Source organism: Paenibacillus sp. 2RAB27 (genome assembly GCF_052115445.1).
Classification (GTDB): domain Bacteria; phylum Bacillota; class Bacilli; order Paenibacillales; family NBRC-103111; genus Paenibacillus_E.
Genome location: NZ_JBFRGR010000017.1, coordinates 13,591 through 28,869 on the forward strand (window position 1 = coordinate 13,591; position 15,279 = coordinate 28,869).

The 15,279-nt window shown below is 46.8% G+C and carries 14 protein-coding genes; 2 read left to right on the top strand and 12 right to left on the bottom strand.

Annotated features, from left to right (window positions below):
• Window positions 1-17: 17 nt before the first annotated feature.
• A complete protein-coding gene (locus AB4114_RS21475; RefSeq protein WP_441990288.1) occupies window positions 18-1,025 on the top strand; it encodes a Na/Pi cotransporter family protein in 1,008 nt (335 codons plus the stop codon).
• Here the strand turns inward: AB4114_RS21475 and deoC are convergent.
• The 5 genes from deoC to prmA all read right to left on the bottom strand — a co-directional run bounded on the left by deoC (window position 988) and on the right by prmA (window position 5,689).
• Window positions 988-1,668, bottom strand: a complete 681-nt coding sequence (gene deoC / locus AB4114_RS21480; protein ID WP_171635220.1) for a deoxyribose-phosphate aldolase — start codon at window positions 1,666-1,668, stop codon at window positions 988-990. The two genes, AB4114_RS21475 and deoC, sit on opposite strands and share 38 nt — an antisense overlap.
• Window positions 1,669-1,800: 132 nt before the next feature.
• Window positions 1,801-3,135, bottom strand: a complete 1,335-nt coding sequence (mtaB, locus tag AB4114_RS21485; protein WP_441990289.1) for a tRNA (N(6)-L-threonylcarbamoyladenosine(37)-C(2))-methylthiotransferase MtaB — start codon at window positions 3,133-3,135, stop codon at window positions 1,801-1,803.
• Between the two features lie 6 nt (window positions 3,136-3,141).
• Window positions 3,142-3,909: a 16S rRNA (uracil(1498)-N(3))-methyltransferase gene (locus AB4114_RS21490; RefSeq protein ID WP_441990290.1), complete on the bottom strand. Its 768-nt coding sequence runs from the start codon at window positions 3,907-3,909 to the stop codon at window positions 3,142-3,144.
• Between the two features lie 123 nt (window positions 3,910-4,032).
• Window positions 4,033-4,704, bottom strand: coding sequence for a site-2 protease family protein (locus tag AB4114_RS21495; RefSeq protein WP_441990291.1), 672 nt, complete (start codon window positions 4,702-4,704; stop codon window positions 4,033-4,035).
• Window positions 4,705-4,714: 10 nt separating this feature from the next.
• Window positions 4,715-5,689 carry a 50S ribosomal protein L11 methyltransferase gene (gene prmA / locus AB4114_RS21500; RefSeq protein ID WP_441990292.1) on the bottom strand — a complete coding sequence of 325 codons (975 nt, stop codon included), beginning with the start codon at window positions 5,687-5,689 and terminating at the stop codon, window positions 4,715-4,717.
• Between the two features lie 209 nt (window positions 5,690-5,898).
• Between prmA and AB4114_RS21505 the strand changes: the two genes are divergently transcribed.
• Entirely contained in the window at window positions 5,899-6,705 is an 807-nt protein-coding gene (locus AB4114_RS21505; protein WP_441990293.1) for a glycerophosphodiester phosphodiesterase, read from the top strand.
• 81 nt (window positions 6,706-6,786) lie between these two features.
• Here the strand turns inward: AB4114_RS21505 and AB4114_RS21510 are convergent, their stop codons facing one another.
• The 7 genes from AB4114_RS21510 to AB4114_RS21540 all read right to left on the bottom strand — a co-directional run bounded on the left by AB4114_RS21510 (window position 6,787) and on the right by AB4114_RS21540 (window position 15,263).
• On the bottom strand, window positions 6,787-7,062 hold the full coding sequence (locus AB4114_RS21510) for a hypothetical protein (RefSeq protein WP_441990294.1): 276 nt from the start codon (window positions 7,060-7,062) through the stop codon (window positions 6,787-6,789).
• The gene (locus AB4114_RS21515; RefSeq protein ID WP_441990295.1) at window positions 7,062-7,217 is read right to left on the bottom strand and encodes a YfhD family protein; all 156 of its coding nucleotides are present in this window, start codon (window positions 7,215-7,217) and stop codon (window positions 7,062-7,064) included. The genes AB4114_RS21510 and AB4114_RS21515 overlap by 1 nt, the downstream gene beginning before the upstream one ends.
• Window positions 7,218-7,407: 190 nt before the next feature.
• Window positions 7,408-9,558: an alkaline phosphatase PhoX gene (locus tag AB4114_RS21520; protein ID WP_441990296.1), complete on the bottom strand. Its 2,151-nt coding sequence runs from the start codon at window positions 9,556-9,558 to the stop codon at window positions 7,408-7,410.
• Between the two features lie 222 nt (window positions 9,559-9,780).
• Window positions 9,781-10,914: a molecular chaperone DnaJ gene (gene dnaJ, locus AB4114_RS21525; RefSeq protein WP_441990297.1), complete on the bottom strand. Its 1,134-nt coding sequence runs from the start codon at window positions 10,912-10,914 to the stop codon at window positions 9,781-9,783.
• A 125-nt stretch (window positions 10,915-11,039) separates the two neighbouring features.
• Complete coding sequence (gene dnaK / locus AB4114_RS21530; protein ID WP_441990298.1) at window positions 11,040-12,878, bottom strand: molecular chaperone DnaK; 1,839 nt, start codon at window positions 12,876-12,878, stop codon at window positions 11,040-11,042.
• Window positions 12,879-13,093: 215 nt separating this feature from the next.
• Window positions 13,094-13,657: a nucleotide exchange factor GrpE gene (grpE, locus tag AB4114_RS21535; RefSeq protein WP_441990299.1), complete on the bottom strand. Its 564-nt coding sequence runs from the start codon at window positions 13,655-13,657 to the stop codon at window positions 13,094-13,096.
• 82 nt (window positions 13,658-13,739) lie between these two features.
• Window positions 13,740-15,263 (bottom strand): TCP-1/cpn60 chaperonin family protein, encoded by a 1,524-nt coding sequence (locus tag AB4114_RS21540; protein ID WP_441990300.1) that lies wholly within the window; start codon window positions 15,261-15,263, stop codon window positions 13,740-13,742.
• Window positions 15,264-15,279 lie beyond the last annotated feature (16 nt).

Consider the following 15,279-nt stretch of genomic DNA (forward strand, 5'->3'; position numbering starts at 1 on the left):
GAAAAGGAGATCCTCTCATGATTCATGCTATTCTATTGCCTGTTGTTACAGGCTTTATCTTATTTCTGTTCGGAATGAAGCTAATGGAAACCTCGCTGCAGACCTGGGCTGGCCCCCGCCTCCAGCTGTGGCTGGAGCGGTTTACCCGAACACCGGTGCGCGGTCTTATCACCGGCACCGTGCTCACCGCGGCGCTGCAGAGCAGCACCGCCATCACAGTCATCGCCATCGGCCTCGTCGGCGCTGGCGTCCTGTCCTTCCCGAGAACACTAGGCGTGATTCTCGGAACCAACATCGGCACGTGCCTCACCACTGAGCTGATCGGGCTCAGCTTGGGTGGCATCGGTGTGCCGATCCTAATCGCCAGCGCCAGCGTTTGGCTGGCGAGCTGGCTGGCTGGGCCCTTGCCGCCTGCAGCGCAAGGGCTTGGCCTCGATCAGACCGCAGCTGGGCACGGCGGCCGCCAATGGCTGCGCAGCGTCCGCTACGGCTCGCTGGCGGTGGCTGGCTTCTCTCTCGTGCTGCTCGGCATCGAGATCATGCAAACCATCGGGCCTGCGCTGCAGTCCCGTGGTCTGTTCGCCTGGTTCGTGCACCAGGCGCAAACGAGCCTGCTCTGGGGCATCCTCGCAGGCGCAGCGGTGACCGCGCTCGTGCATAGCAGCGCAGCCGTCATAGCGATGGCGATGAGTCTCGCCGCCACAGGGGCTATCCCCGTCGAGCTCGGGGTTGCCATTACCATCGGTGCCAACGTCGGCACCTGTGTCACTGCCGTGATCGCTGGCATGAGCAGCTCACGCGCCGGGCGTTATGTCGCCTGGTCGCATGTGCTGCTGAATGTGGGAGGCGCGATCCTCTTTTATCCAGTCATCCACTGGCTCGTCAGTCTTTCCGCGCTATTAGCAAGTGATGCCGCATCGCAAATCGCAAGGTCCCAAACCATTTTCAACATCGTAGGTTCCCTAATTGCATTGCCTCTCTGCTATCTTAGTATGTGGAAGCGCCTTGAGTTCCGTTCACAATAGCTACACCGGAGCTAGTCCCTAATCTCGTTGCTCCCGCTTCAATCATTGCAATCGCTGTTTCTACATCGCGAACTCCACCAGAAGCTTTAACGCCAATCGTACTGGATACATGTTGACGCATTAAGCGAACATCTTCTACCGTAGCTCCACCAGGTCCGAAGCCAGTCGATGTTTTCACAAAATGAGCACCAGCTTCTTCCGAGAGACGACAAGCTGTTGCTTTCTGCTCATCATTCAGGAAACCTGTTTCCATGATCACTTTGACGATAGCTTTACCTTTTACAGCATCCACGACTTGCTTAATATCGGAACGAACCGCATCCAGTTGTCCTTCCAAAAGCAATCCAATTGGCAATACAGTATCGATTTCAGCAGCTCCGTTTTCAACAGCTTTTGCCGCTTCGAATGCTTTAACTTCACTCAAGCTCGCACCAAGTGGGAAGCCAACTACAGCTGCAACCTTAACACCTGTTCCTTCCAATGCTTTGGCAGCAGTTGCTACAAACTGTGAATTTACACACACACTGAAAAATTGATGCTGCGCAGCCTCCTCACACAATTTGTGAATTGCCGCTGTGCTCGCATCTGCTTTCAGTAACGTATGGTCGATATAACTAGCAATTTCTTTCGCGTTTAATGTCATTATGAAGCACCTCATCTGATTTAGTCTTTTCATCCATAGCTCTGAGCTCCCGTGTAATCGAGAAAACCTCTATCGCAGTCATTCTAAAGGAACGACCACGCGTAGAGGTGGGTAATTGCCTTACAACTTTACTTACAAATTCACTACGCCTTCAAGAATGCGTACGAGTTGACCCTTGCTTTCATTGACACCGGCTTCCGTAACCTTCACACGGCATACTTGACCGATCATATCTTCCGATCCTTCAAAAACTAACTGCACATAGTTATCGGAATAACCACTGTACAATCCACTATCTGGGGCGCCTTTGTAGGTGCGTTCAGGAATGACTTCCAACACTTGCCCAACAAATTTCTGCGCGTAGGCTAATTGCATTTTCTCAGATAGATCAATGAGTTCGTGAACACGCGCATTTTTGATTTCTTCATCCACTTGATCCTCCATCCGTGCAGCAGGCGTACCCGTCCGCTTGGAGTAAGGGAAAACGTGCATTTCGGAGAACTTCATTTGCTCCATGAACTTGTAACCATCACGGAACATCTCTTCTGTCTCACCTGGGAAACCAACAATAACATCCGTCGTGATGGCGACATCTGGCATAATTTCGTGCAGACGCTCAATTTTACGAGCGAACTCAGCAGTTGTATACTTCCGACGCATCCGTGCTAACACCTGATCATCCCCCGCTTGCAACGGGATATGCAGATGACGGCACATTTTGTCCGAGGACTTCAGAACGTCAATCACTTCATCTGTAATTTGGCTAGCTTCAATCGAAGAAATTCGAATTCGCTTCAAACCTTCTACTTTATCCAAATCCTTCAAAAGCTTCGCTAAACTGTAGTCTTCAATATCTTCGCCATAGCCCCCAGTATGAATACCTGTGAGTACGATTTCTTGATAACCTGCTGCAACCAGTTGCTCCGCCTGTGCAATTACGCTTTGCGGTTCCCGACTACGCATGAGTCCACGTGACCATGGAATAATGCAGAAGGTACAGAAATTGTTACAGCCTTCTTGAATTTTCAGAAAAGCCCTTGTACGATCAGCAAAATCAGGCACGTCCAATTCTTCGAAAGTGCGTGTTTTCATGATGTTGCGAACCGCGTTAATCGGTTGACGATCCGACTCAAATTGCTTCACAAGTGGAATGATTCTCTCACGGTCCTGCGTCCCGATCACCATGTCCACACCTGGAATCGCCATAATTTCAGCAGGTGACGTTTGCGCATAACAGCCTGTTACAGCAACGATTGCTTCTGGATTACGACGAATCGCACGACGGATCATTTGCCGACTTTTCTTATCCCCTGTGTTCGTAACTGTACATGTATTAATGACATAGACATCCGCTGTATTTTCGAAATCAACTTGCTCATAGCCCTCATTTTTGAAAAGCTGCCAAATTGCTTCTGTATCATAAAAGTTTACTTTACATCCTAGTGTATGAAACGCTACCGTTGCCATCTTCGCTTATCCTCCCATTTCTCCGGTTTCATAGAACAGACACGTAAGGCCAACCATTGCAGCCGTCTCCGTCCGTAAAATACGATTCCCCAGCGAAACCGAGCGAAAGCCAGCTTCTTCAGCTTGCTTAATTTCTTGCTCTGTGAATCCACCCTCGGGGCCTACCGCAATCAACACTTGCTTACCTGGTGCAATTTGACCCGCTGATATCGCAGACTGAATCGCAGGTTTTAGTTGTTGACCATCTTCTTTCTCATAACAAATCCAAGCGACATCTGCTTCCTTCGCCCGTTGTAACAGTTGCTTCCATGCATAGACGGATTCAATCTGCGGCACACGGTTGCGATGGGCTTGCTCTGCCGCTTCCTTCGCGATTTTCTGCCAGCGCTCCGTGCGCTTAGCTTCTTTCTTCGCATCGTACTGTACAATGGTTCGTTCCGATAAAAAAGGAAGAAACCGGGCTGCCCCGATCTCGGTCCCTTTTTGAATAATAAGCTCCATCTTATCGCCTTTGGGTAAGCTCTGTGCAATCCATACGTCAACTGACGCTTCCGCATCCATCGCGAGCTCTTCCACGATTTCCGCGGTAACAGCTCCCTTATCCAGGTGAGTGATCCGAACGAGCACCTCACGATCCACACCATTGCTGCAAATCACTTGATCTCCTACTTCTGCTCGCATGACGCGACCAAGATGATGAGCGTCGTCACCCTCAATGGTGACTGTTTGTGTAGAAGCATGGAACTGCTGGGGCGGGAGAAAATAACGTTGCATAGTCAAAGCCTCTCTATCTTCGTTCATGTGAACTTCATTTGAACAGCTTGTTGTAGGTAGAACTTCCACACACCATCATACCTCGTTTGAGTCCGAAAATCCATATGGAACTATCTGGTGAGGTTACATGCCCAATATACCTGAGACCATATCATAGAATTGGATAATGATTTTATTTCCTAATCTCAAATACGGATCAAGAGTTACGCGACGCAGCGGGCCTACGAATACAATGACAAGAAAAATAACCGATGCCCATTGTTCAAATTTTTGAACAGCTTCCGTATATTTGAAATCAACCAAATCTTGAATAATTCGATAGCCATCAAGCGGAGGAATTGGAATTAAGTTAAATAAAAATAACGTGATATTGATACTCAGCATTTTATTTAAGAACTGAACAATCGCTTCTCCACTTCCCTTTGACATCCCATTCAACCAGCCGTATTTCTCAAAAAGCACGACAATAATAATGGTAATAAAGGCCATAATCAAGTTACTAAGCGGGCCCGCCGCGGTCACCATAATCCCATACAAGCGAGGATGCTTGAAATTTCCACGGTTTACGGGCACAGGCTTCGCCCAACCAAAGCCTGCAATCAGCATCATAATGGATCCAAAAAGGTCCAGATGGACCATTGGATTCAATGAAACGCGGCCAAATCGATATGCCGTATCATCGCCCAATTTATAGGCACTATACGCATGCGCCCATTCATGAATCGTAAACGAAAGCACGAGTACCAAAATCACAAACGGCAACGTGCTCCAATCGTAAAATAATAAGCCTCCCATGAGCCAACACCTACAGCTTTCTAGCTACGATCACAACCCAATTCGAATCATAGTTTTTCTCTACGATCGTGAATTTAGCTGCAACCAGTGCTTTTTCTACATCTGCTTCTTTATTCGTTATGATCCCTGAAGTTATGTAATATCCGCCCTGCTGCAACACCTCGTACACATCATCAACGAACATGACAATAACCTCAGCCAAAATATTCGCAACAACGAGCTGAACAGGAATGGAAACTCCTAATCCCGCATCCCCTTCTGACTCGCTTTCTTTAAGTACGCCAAGAAGATCACTAAGTTTCACAGTAATTTGTTCTTCGAGTTGATTTTGCTTCGTATTATCCAACGCACTTGTAACCGCTACGGGATCCAAATCCACTGCAAGTACATGCTTCGCACCAAGCTTAGCTGCTGCAATGGAAAGAATTCCTGAGCCAGTTCCGACATCGATCACATCGTCACCTGGCTGAAGCACCTTCTCCAACGTTTTCAAACAAAGTGACGTTGTAGCATGAGTTCCTGTCCCAAACGCCATACCTGGGTCGAGTTCCAAGATCAATTCACCTGGCGAAGCCGTGTATTCTTCCCATGTAGGTTTAATCGTCAAGCGATCGGATACGCGAATCGGTTTAAAATATGTTTTCCATGCATGCGCCCAGTCTTCATCATCGACTTCAACAACCTCAAACGTCGGATTCCCCGTATCAATATCAAAATCCGTCAATTGTTCCACAGACGCTTTCAAATTTGCCAAAACAGGCTCCATGTCGGTACCATGGTAGAAGTAACCTTTGATTACAGCTCTACCTTCCGGGATATCGTTAAATGGCGTTTCGTATAATTGACCAAACGACGTATCTCTCTCTTTATTTAAGGTACCGGTTTCTTCAATGGAAACACCTCCGGCTCCCAATTCATGAACAAAGTTGGTTATCATTTCAATCGCTTCTTCTGTCGTATGTACAGTTAATTCTTGCCAAAGCATCGGTATTGCTCCTCCTGTCGGTTATTCCCTATGTAAAACGAACCCAATAGGTCTATTTTCACAAAGAACATTGTACTACACTTCGCTTCTGGGGTAAAATGGAGTCATACATGTAAGCGCTTTTTTATTTTTCTTAACACAGATCTAACACTTAGGTGCTACATTGAATTAGTCATCATTATTATGTATCGTAAGAACGGAGACATCTTATGCGGAAAACACTTATGGTTCTTCCAATTTTCCTTGCAATGGCACTTATTGCGCCACTGACTACCAAAACCATGATGGCTGATAATTACAGTCAAGTTACAGCTCATCGCGGAAGCTCAGGGACTACACCTGAGAATACACTAGCTGCGTTTCAACAAGCCATCACCAATCACGCAGGATATGCGGAGTTAGATGTGCAAGAAACGGCTGATGGTGTCGTCATGCTAATGCATGACAATAGTGCATATAGGACGACTGGCATCAACAAAAACATGTGGGACGTCACCTCAACTGAACTCAAACAAGCAAGTGCAGGAAATTGGTATCATAAGGATTTTAAAGATGAGCATGTCCCCACGCTGGATGAAGTTATTTCACTCGCCAAAGGTCATTTGAAGCTAAATATCGAGTTGAAAAATAATGGCCATGTAGTGGAGCTTGCACAAAAAACAGTGGACATTATCCAATCGCATGATTTTGTAAAAGAATGCACGGTGACCTCTTTCGATACGGAGCTTTTGCATAAGGTGAAAACGCTTAACTCCTCCATTAAGACTGGTCTCATCGTTGGCCAAAACACAGATGGTCTCGAACAACTAATGAAAAGCTCTGATTATGAAGTCATTTCTGCGGCCTATCCCCTTGTGAATGAATCTTTCATGAGGCTAGCCGAGAATAACCATAAAGAAGTTTATGTTTGGACGGTTAATGATACACGGATGATGAGACGGATGTTGGCGCTTGGTGTGTCCAGCATTATTACGAACTATCCGGATAAGCTCGTCAACTTGATGAGTGTTGAATAATTACCCACTACTTTCACAGTTAAAAAGCACCTGTCCCGTCGACCCCGAAACTTGAGGTCCAATGGAACAGGTGCTTCTTGTTTAAACCGATCCGCCAGCTGTTTCAATTACGCGGATCGCTTGTTCATAACACTGCTCGTCAATGACTGCAGCCAATACAATATCAAGTCCCACCGCATCGACCTCATGATCTTGACTAATCATGCTGTCCGCCATGGATATCTCAATTCCACTGCCGATATCATTCGTAAAACGATCAACCTGCACATCCACCGCGCGCAAGGCTTTTAATTTGGAAGCAACACCTTCCGCTTGTTCGGGGGAATGAAAATAGGCTAGAATCCCTCTTTCCGCCATTACTGATCTTCCTGACGATCATCCGCCGCTTGCGCGCGCTCAGAAGCCTCGAAATCATCCTTGTCTGCTACTTCTGCTGCGAACTCAACATCCTCGTTTTTAACAATAGGAAGATGATTGGCATCTTGTTGCTTACGCTTGTTGTTCTCGCTCATGTCTGAACCTCCCTGAATCGGTATAAGTAAACCAATTTTATTATTCCAAAGAGATTCATTTTTATGCAAAGAATGACTTAACTGTTACTCCGCTTTTTTTTCAATGACATTCTTAAAATTACCTCCTAATAAAATGAAGAGACCAGGGGTGCGAAATGCACCGCAATGATCTCTTCCAAATTCGATAAAATTAACGATTTAAGAAACTGCTCAGAACAGATGTAGACATCATCGTTTTTTCGTTTTCAATACGAGTTGCGTACGGCAATTGAACGGATTGACCATCAACCATAGCTAAATTATCATTAATTTTTACAATCAGGGAATGACTGCCTTTGGTCACTGTAACGCTACGATCCGCTTCATTCCATTTTACCGTTGCGCCAACAGCCTCAGCCATATCACGGAGAGTAGATAGAGACTTATCCGTAGACATCCACTCCAGCATTTGGCCTGAAGTTGGGATTCCACTAATGTAGCCTACGCTGCCAGCACGCTTATTGTCATAGATCTTATTAATAATTGCATCAACTTGGCCTTTCAGCGGTTCCGGCAAAATCATTTCATCTCCGGGATGCTGCATATTGCTCATGACGTAGCTGAAGCCATTCAAGTTATCTACTACTTGCAGTCCTGTAGCTTCTCCACCAGCTGGAATAGAAAGAATACGAGAAAGCTTTTTCGTATCTACGTTATAAGCCCAAGTGAAGTTATTCGCATGCATGCCGCTGTCTTCGCCAATAAACAAAGTTCTTAACTCATCTGAGTAAGATAGATTATCAGGGTTCGCAACAAGATCCTCAACTGCCGTATTCCCTTTGCTATCGGCTTTTGCCAAATCTTGACCAACAATTAGACCCTTCATCATAGAAGGAACGTATTCACTGTTAATTGGCTGCTTGCTGCGATCAGTTTGTCCGCCTTTCATATCAAGCTCATAGGTTACGCCAGCTCTGATTTTTTTGACTTGGATATCGTCTGTTGGATCAGTAGCTTTCGTATCTTTTTCCATGGATTTCTCAACATATGACATCGCTACATATACTTTATTATCCTTGGCGTTTACTGCAACGCCTTCCATTTTGTTGAATTCAGCTGTCGCTCCTACAACTGCACCATAACGGCGAGACTCAAGGAATGCAGCCGCCTTCTCCATACCTGGTTTCACTTTCAGCCACTCTACTTTACCGCTTGGATACGATTTGATTTTTGTAAATCCTGCTGTATCTTTGTCAGCTGTTTCGAAAATATCGCTAAATTTCAAACCTTTATCTACATAACTTTTAACCTCAGCATCCGTTGCATGACCGAGCGGAATCCACTGTAGATTCGCTGCTCCACCATTCTCATCACTTGTTTGGATCCATTTAGCCGCATACAGTGTACCAGCGGAAAGATCTTTAGCTTTATCTGCAACATAAAGGAACAACATTGTATTTCCACCATCATCACCGAAGAAGACAGTTTTCATGTCAGGTGCAACACGACCTAGCTCGTGCGAGAAACGCCCCATACTATAATGTTTTACTACCGTATTTGTGTTATCTGCAAGAACAGTTACTTCTGGAATATAACCATTGGCATACGGGTTTCCTACTTTTGTATCATCTTGAGAGAACGCTCTAGCAAATGAATTTACATAGGTTTGTGTAGGATCCGCTTCAAAAGCACGAGCATCCGCCTCATATTCTTCACTGCTTAAGTGTGTATTCCACGGCGTTAAGGAACCATTACACGGAATCCATAATCCATCTACGCCACTAAAATCCACTTTTTTCAGATCTGTAGCTGCTAGCTCACCCGTTGTTTTATTTTGATCAAGCGTGGTTAGCGACATAGAAGCGGGAACCATACCATAAGCTGACTTTCCAGCATTATTTAATGTTATATATTCATAGTGTGTAATTAAAGAGAGAGGATTTCCGCCTTTCGCTGTCGCCTTAGCGCCTTCTATTTTAAATAAGGAGTTGGAATCAGGTGCATCGGAGACAAACGGAGTTGGGTTGTTCGGTACACTCGTGTCCATAATCGGTTTGCCATTCTTATCTTGAGATACGCCAGCAATTGTGCCATTAATGGCTTCATCAGTTTTAAACAATGTTTTATAAGTTAAAGGGAACGATTTTACAGTACCGTCGGTATATGTAACTTGAACAGAAGCGCTGGAGTACATTTTTGCCATATCTTCCGGGGTAGTAGGTGCAACCATCCCTACGAAATCAACTGATTTCACTTTGACATCGTTAGCTGCGTAAGCCATATTCGGAAGTACGCTTGGAGCCAAAAGAGCAAGTCCTAAAACTGGTATTATTATTTTGCGTGTTCTAAATTGATTCTTCAATGTAATCTACCTCTCTCTATTAAAAGAATACTATTCATTTAAAGTTTACATGTCCAATGTAAAGGGAGTACCAGATAAATTATGTTATTGTGTAAAATTAACGCAAACTTTTTGTAAAGCTCCATCTAAAATACAAAAAAACACTCCGTTTCATAGAGCTAGACTACAAAACGTTAGTCTATATCTAAAAACAAAGTGTTTTTTTCTGATTTATAACTCTCTCTAGTCGCCTAAGAAGGCTCTCTTCATACGTTCAAAAATAGACTGGCTTTGCTCATGCGTATGCTCGCCGCTTTGCTTGCCGAACTGACGCAGCAAATCCTTCTGATCTTCCGACAAGTTCGTTGGTGTCATCACGATAACTTTCACGTGCTGATCTCCTTGACCGAAGCCGCGGAGATGCGGTACACCTTTACCTTTAAGACGGAAGTACGTATCGGTCTGCGTGCCTGCTGGAATCTTGAGTTTCACTTTCTCAGTTAGCGTAGGGATTTCGATTTCATCACCAAGCGCCGCCTGCATGAAAGTCAATGGCACTTCACAGTAAACATCGTTACCTTCACGTTGGAAGAACTCATGATTTTTCACACGAATAACAACATAAAGGTCACCAGATGGGCCTCCACGTGTACCGCCTTCACCTTCACCAGAAACGCGAAGTTGAGCGCCATCATCCACACCCGCTGGAATCTTAATGTGAATCGTGCGCGTCTTTTTCACTTTACCTGCGCCATGACAAGTTCCGCATTTTTCTTTGATGATTTTACCAGAACCATTACAAGACGTACATACGCGTCGGTTCACAATACGACCGAATGCTGTATTCTGAACTACTTCTTGTTGCCCGCTGCCATGGCAGCCGCCGCAAGTTTCTGGCTTTGTTCCTGCTTTAGCACCCGAACCATTACACGTGTCGCAATTTTCAGTACGCGGAATGTTGATATCCATTTCTTTACCGAAAATGGCTTCTTTGAATTCCACGGTCATCGTGTATTGCAAATCGTTACCGCGCTGCGGTGCATTCGGATTACGTCGATTACCACCGCCGCCGCCGCCAAAGAACATATCAAAGATATCCCCGAAGCCGCCGCCGAAGTCTTGACCACCGCCAAACCCTTGATTCGGATCTACGTGACCGAACTGATCATATTGAGCTTTCTTCTGATCATCGCTCAGAACATCATAAGCATCTTTCGCTTCTTTGAACTTATCTTCTGCATCTGCCGCTTTATTCACGTCAGGGTGATATTGACGTGCCATTTTACGGTAAGCCTTCTTGATCTCTTCCTGTGAAGCATTTTTCCCGAGACCTAACACCTCGTAATAATCACGTTTACTCACTTGTTCCACTCCCATGTTCAAGACTACAAACGGAAAGTCAAAGCCGTGGAGAAACTCCAGTTGGCTTTGACTCTAACGTTCCGTGCGTAACAAACAGTGTTTAAAAAACTTCTTTAAACTTCTATTTAGTTAGAATATGTTTATTTCTTAGGTTCGTCAACCACTTCGTAGTCCGCGTCCACAACATTTTCTCTGCCTTTAGGTGCTTCGCCTGCGCCAGCATCAGGACCTGGGCCTTGATCTTGGGAAGCTTGCTCATATAATTTAACAGAAAGTTGTTGAATGACTTCAGTCAATTCTTCTGTTGCTTTTTTGATCGTTTCAAGATCGTTGCCAGCAAGAGCTGCTGTAACTTTCTCTTTCGCTGCATTCGCTTTGTCGATCTCGCCTTGGTCTACTTTGTCGCCAAGATCTTTGATCGTTTTGTCAACGGAGTACACCAATTGATCAGCTTCGTTACGAGCTTCTACAAGCTCTTTACGTGCGCGATCTTCTTCAGCATGTGCTTCCGCATCCTTCACCATTTGTTCAACTTCTGCATCGCTCAAGCCGCTGGAAGAAGTGATTGTGATTTTTTGGCTTTTGCCTGTTCCTTTATCCAAAGCAGACACGTTAACGATACCGTTCGCATCAATATCGAAGCTTACTTCGATTTGTGGAACGCCGCGTGGAGCTGGAGGAATGTCACCTAGCATGAAGCGGCCAAGTGTTTTGTTACCGCTAGCCATGGAGCGCTCACCTTGAAGCACGTGAATCTCTACGCTAGTTTGGTTATCTGCATAAGTGGAGTACACTTGTGATTTTGTAGTAGGAATCGTTGTGTTACGGTCGATCATTTTCGTGAATACGCCGCCTGCTGTTTCGATACCAAGGGAAAGTGGAGTTACGTCAAGAAGAACAACGTCTTTCACTTCACCAGTCAAGACACCAGCTTGAACAGCTGCACCAAGGGCAACAACTTCATCCGGGTTAACACCTTTGTGTGGCTCTTTACCGATTAATTTCTTAATCGCTTCTACAACCGCAGGAATACGAGTAGATCCACCAACAAGAACAACTTTATCGATTTGGCTTGTGGACAAACCGGAATCTTGAAGAGCTTGACGAGTTGGTCCTAATGTTCTTTCAACTAGACCAGCGGAAAGCTCTTCGAACTTCGCACGCGTCAAGTTCAACTCCAAATGCTGAGGTACGCCGTCTGCTACCGTGATGAACGGAAGGGAAACCGTTGTAGTCAGAACACCAGAAAGTTCTTTTTTCGCTTTTTCAGCAGCATCTTTCAAACGTTGAACTGCCGCTTTATCTTTGGAAAGGTCAATGCCTTGTTCTTTTTTGAATTCAGCAACGAGGTAATCCATCACAACTTGGTCAAAGTCATCTCCGCCCAATTTGTTGTCGCCGCTTGTTGCTTTAACTTCGAAGAAACCATCGCCTAGCTCAAGGATGGATACGTCGAATGTACCGCCCCCAAGGTCATAAACGAGAATTGTTTGATCTTCTGTTTTTTCCAAACCGTATGCAAGTGCTGCTGCAGTTGGCTCATTGACGATACGAAGTACTTCAAGACCTGCAATTTTACCAGCATCCTTCGTTGCTTGACGTTGGCTATCGTTGAAGTAAGCAGGAACCGTGATTACCGCTTGCGTAACTGTTTGACCAAGGTAAGCTTCTGCATCCGCTTTTAGCTTTTGCAAGATGATTGCAGAGATCTCTTGTGGCGTGTAGTCTTTGCCATCAATGTTCTCTTTGTGGTTCGTACCAATGTGACGCTTAATGGAGGAGATTGTTTTGTCTGGGTTTGTGATCGCTTGACGCTTAGCCGTTTCACCAACTACGCGCTCGCCGTCTTTCTTGAAACCTACAACGGATGGCGTTGTGCGGTTACCTTCTGGATTTGGAATAACAACAGCTTCTCCGCCTTCCATAACGGCAACGCAAGAATTTGTAGTACCTAAGTCAATACCAATTACTTTACTCATGTAAAGATCCTCCTTATGTCCCATAGGAACGTCATTAGTTTTTTTAGAATGAAATAAGATCCTTTAGTCAGGTTTTCAGCACCGAGAAGATTGAAAGAAGCTAGGAAATGAGGAGCAGAGCGTAGTGTAAACTACGTGAGCACCGGAATTTCCGGCTGAATTCAATATTCGATGTCGAATAAGCTTCTTGGATTACTTCGTGATCAAAATTAGACTTATACGCTAACTTTAACCATTGCTGGTCGAATGACCTTATCTTTCAGGATGTAGCCTTTTTGCAATTCTTCCACGACGATACCTTCTTCATGCTCCTCGGATTCCACTTGCATCACTGCTTGATGGAATTCAGGATTGAACGGATGACCAACAGCTTCGATAGGCTTAAGCCCTTCAGCAGTTAATAGTTGATCAATACCGCGGTATGTCATATCCAAGCCCTTCACCAATGCGTCGAAATCCTTCGTCTCTTTGCTTGAAGACAGCKCGCGATCAAAGTTATCCACAATCGGTAGTAGCTGCTCAATTAATTTTAGCGAAGCGTATTTCGCGAAATCTTCCTTCTCCGCTCTTGCACGGCGACGGAAGTTGTCGAAGTCCGCTTGAACGCGTAATAAACGCTGATAGTTTTCTTCAGCTTGCACACGCGCCTGTTCCAATTCGCTAGATACCGTAGCTTCCTCGGAAACGTCTGCAACAGCTTCTCCAGTCGTTGCTTCGTTATCGGCTGCGTATGTAGTGTCAATGTCTTGTTCGACTGTTTTGTTATCTCCAGTACTCAATTGTCCTTCACCTCCTAAACATAATACACGAGTTATACTCGATTCACATACATCATCCATTTGGGCATTAGTTTACCCATCTTTAGTTCTCTTCAAAAGGCTGCTTCATCTTAATCACTGTATGGATACGCAGCACCGCGGCAGCGACTTCCCCAGCCGCTTGCAGAGCGTGAATTTTCACATCTGTCGGATCCATGATCCCTGCTTCCACAAAATCCGTGATCAACCCCGTATCACAATCGATCCCTAGGCTGTCCGTATCCTGCGCAAGCTGGGCCGCTTTCAGCTCTTCAACCTTCTCGAGCGGATTGTAGCCTGCATTCACGACGATTTGAGACAACGGCTTGCGCAGTGCTCCCGCGACAGCGGCCACACCAAAGCCTTCCATGCCCTTCATCGTCTCGCGCACACGCTCCAGATCATGCGCGACGGCCATCTCCGCTGCGCCGCCGCCAGGCAAGTACCCGCCGCGCACGGCGGCTTGCACAGCTGACGCAGCGTCCTTCGCGATGCGCGAGCGCTCATGCGCCGCTTCGCGCGTCGCGGCGCCAACGATCACGGTCACGTGCTGCTCGCCGTGACCGCGCGCTACGCGCACGCGCTCCAGCCGCTCGTCATACGCGGCATAGCCCGCGTGACCGAGCGCAGCGCTCAGCTCCGGCGCGCTCTTGCGCAGCGCCGTGCGCCGCACCGGCCTAGCGCCGGTGTGCTCGCTCAGCAGCTGCAAGTCCCGGCGGGACAGTCGCTGCAGCACGAGAATGCCATGGTCGGAGCAGAACTGCTCCGCCTCAGGGTCAACCCCGCGGTCTGATGCAATCAGACCGACGCCAAGCTMCAGCAGCGAGCCGAGGCTGCTGCGGAAGAGCTCCCGGAGCTGCATGTAGCGCTGGAAGCCTGCCTCGGTTACCAGCGATTCTTCGCTGACCGCCTCAGGCTCCAGGGCATCATGCAGCACGAGGATGCGAGCATCTCGCCGCTCGTGCTCGAGGTGCAGGTTCATCGGCTTCTGGTTCAGCAGAATGCCGGTCCAGACCTCACTGCTCGCTTCTTCATGTGCGAGCACGCTGTCCGCGAAGCGATAGCCTTCTTGGCGCAGCTTCGCCTCACCAACTGCCTCGGCCGCTTGGATGATAAGCTTAGCAATGTCTGTCTGCTCGCGCCCCGCTGTATACGCAATTCGCTGCAGCGCGCGATCTCCAAGGCCTGCAATCTGACGACTGCGGCCCTGCAAGCTCGCTACGGCCAATTCAATGCCCTGTAGCATGCCAGTGACAACCTTGGCGACGGGCACGCCGCGTGTAACTTGCGCGACGCCTTCTTGCACCATGGCTCCGGCAAGTACTGTCGCTGTCGTTGTGCCATCGCCAATTTGGCGTTGTTGACTGCGAGCGACTTGAATCATTAACCTAGCAGCAGGATGGGTAACATCCATCTTTTCCAAGATGGTTACACCATCGTTGGTAATAATGACATCACCTTGGCCGCCGACTAGCATGGTATCCAGCCCTTTAGGACCTAAGGTTCCTTCGACAGCCGAACAAATCGCTCTGACAGCCGCGGCATTATTCACTAACGTCGAGTACCGTTCTTCATTTTCACCGTGCATAGTAGGTTTGACTCCT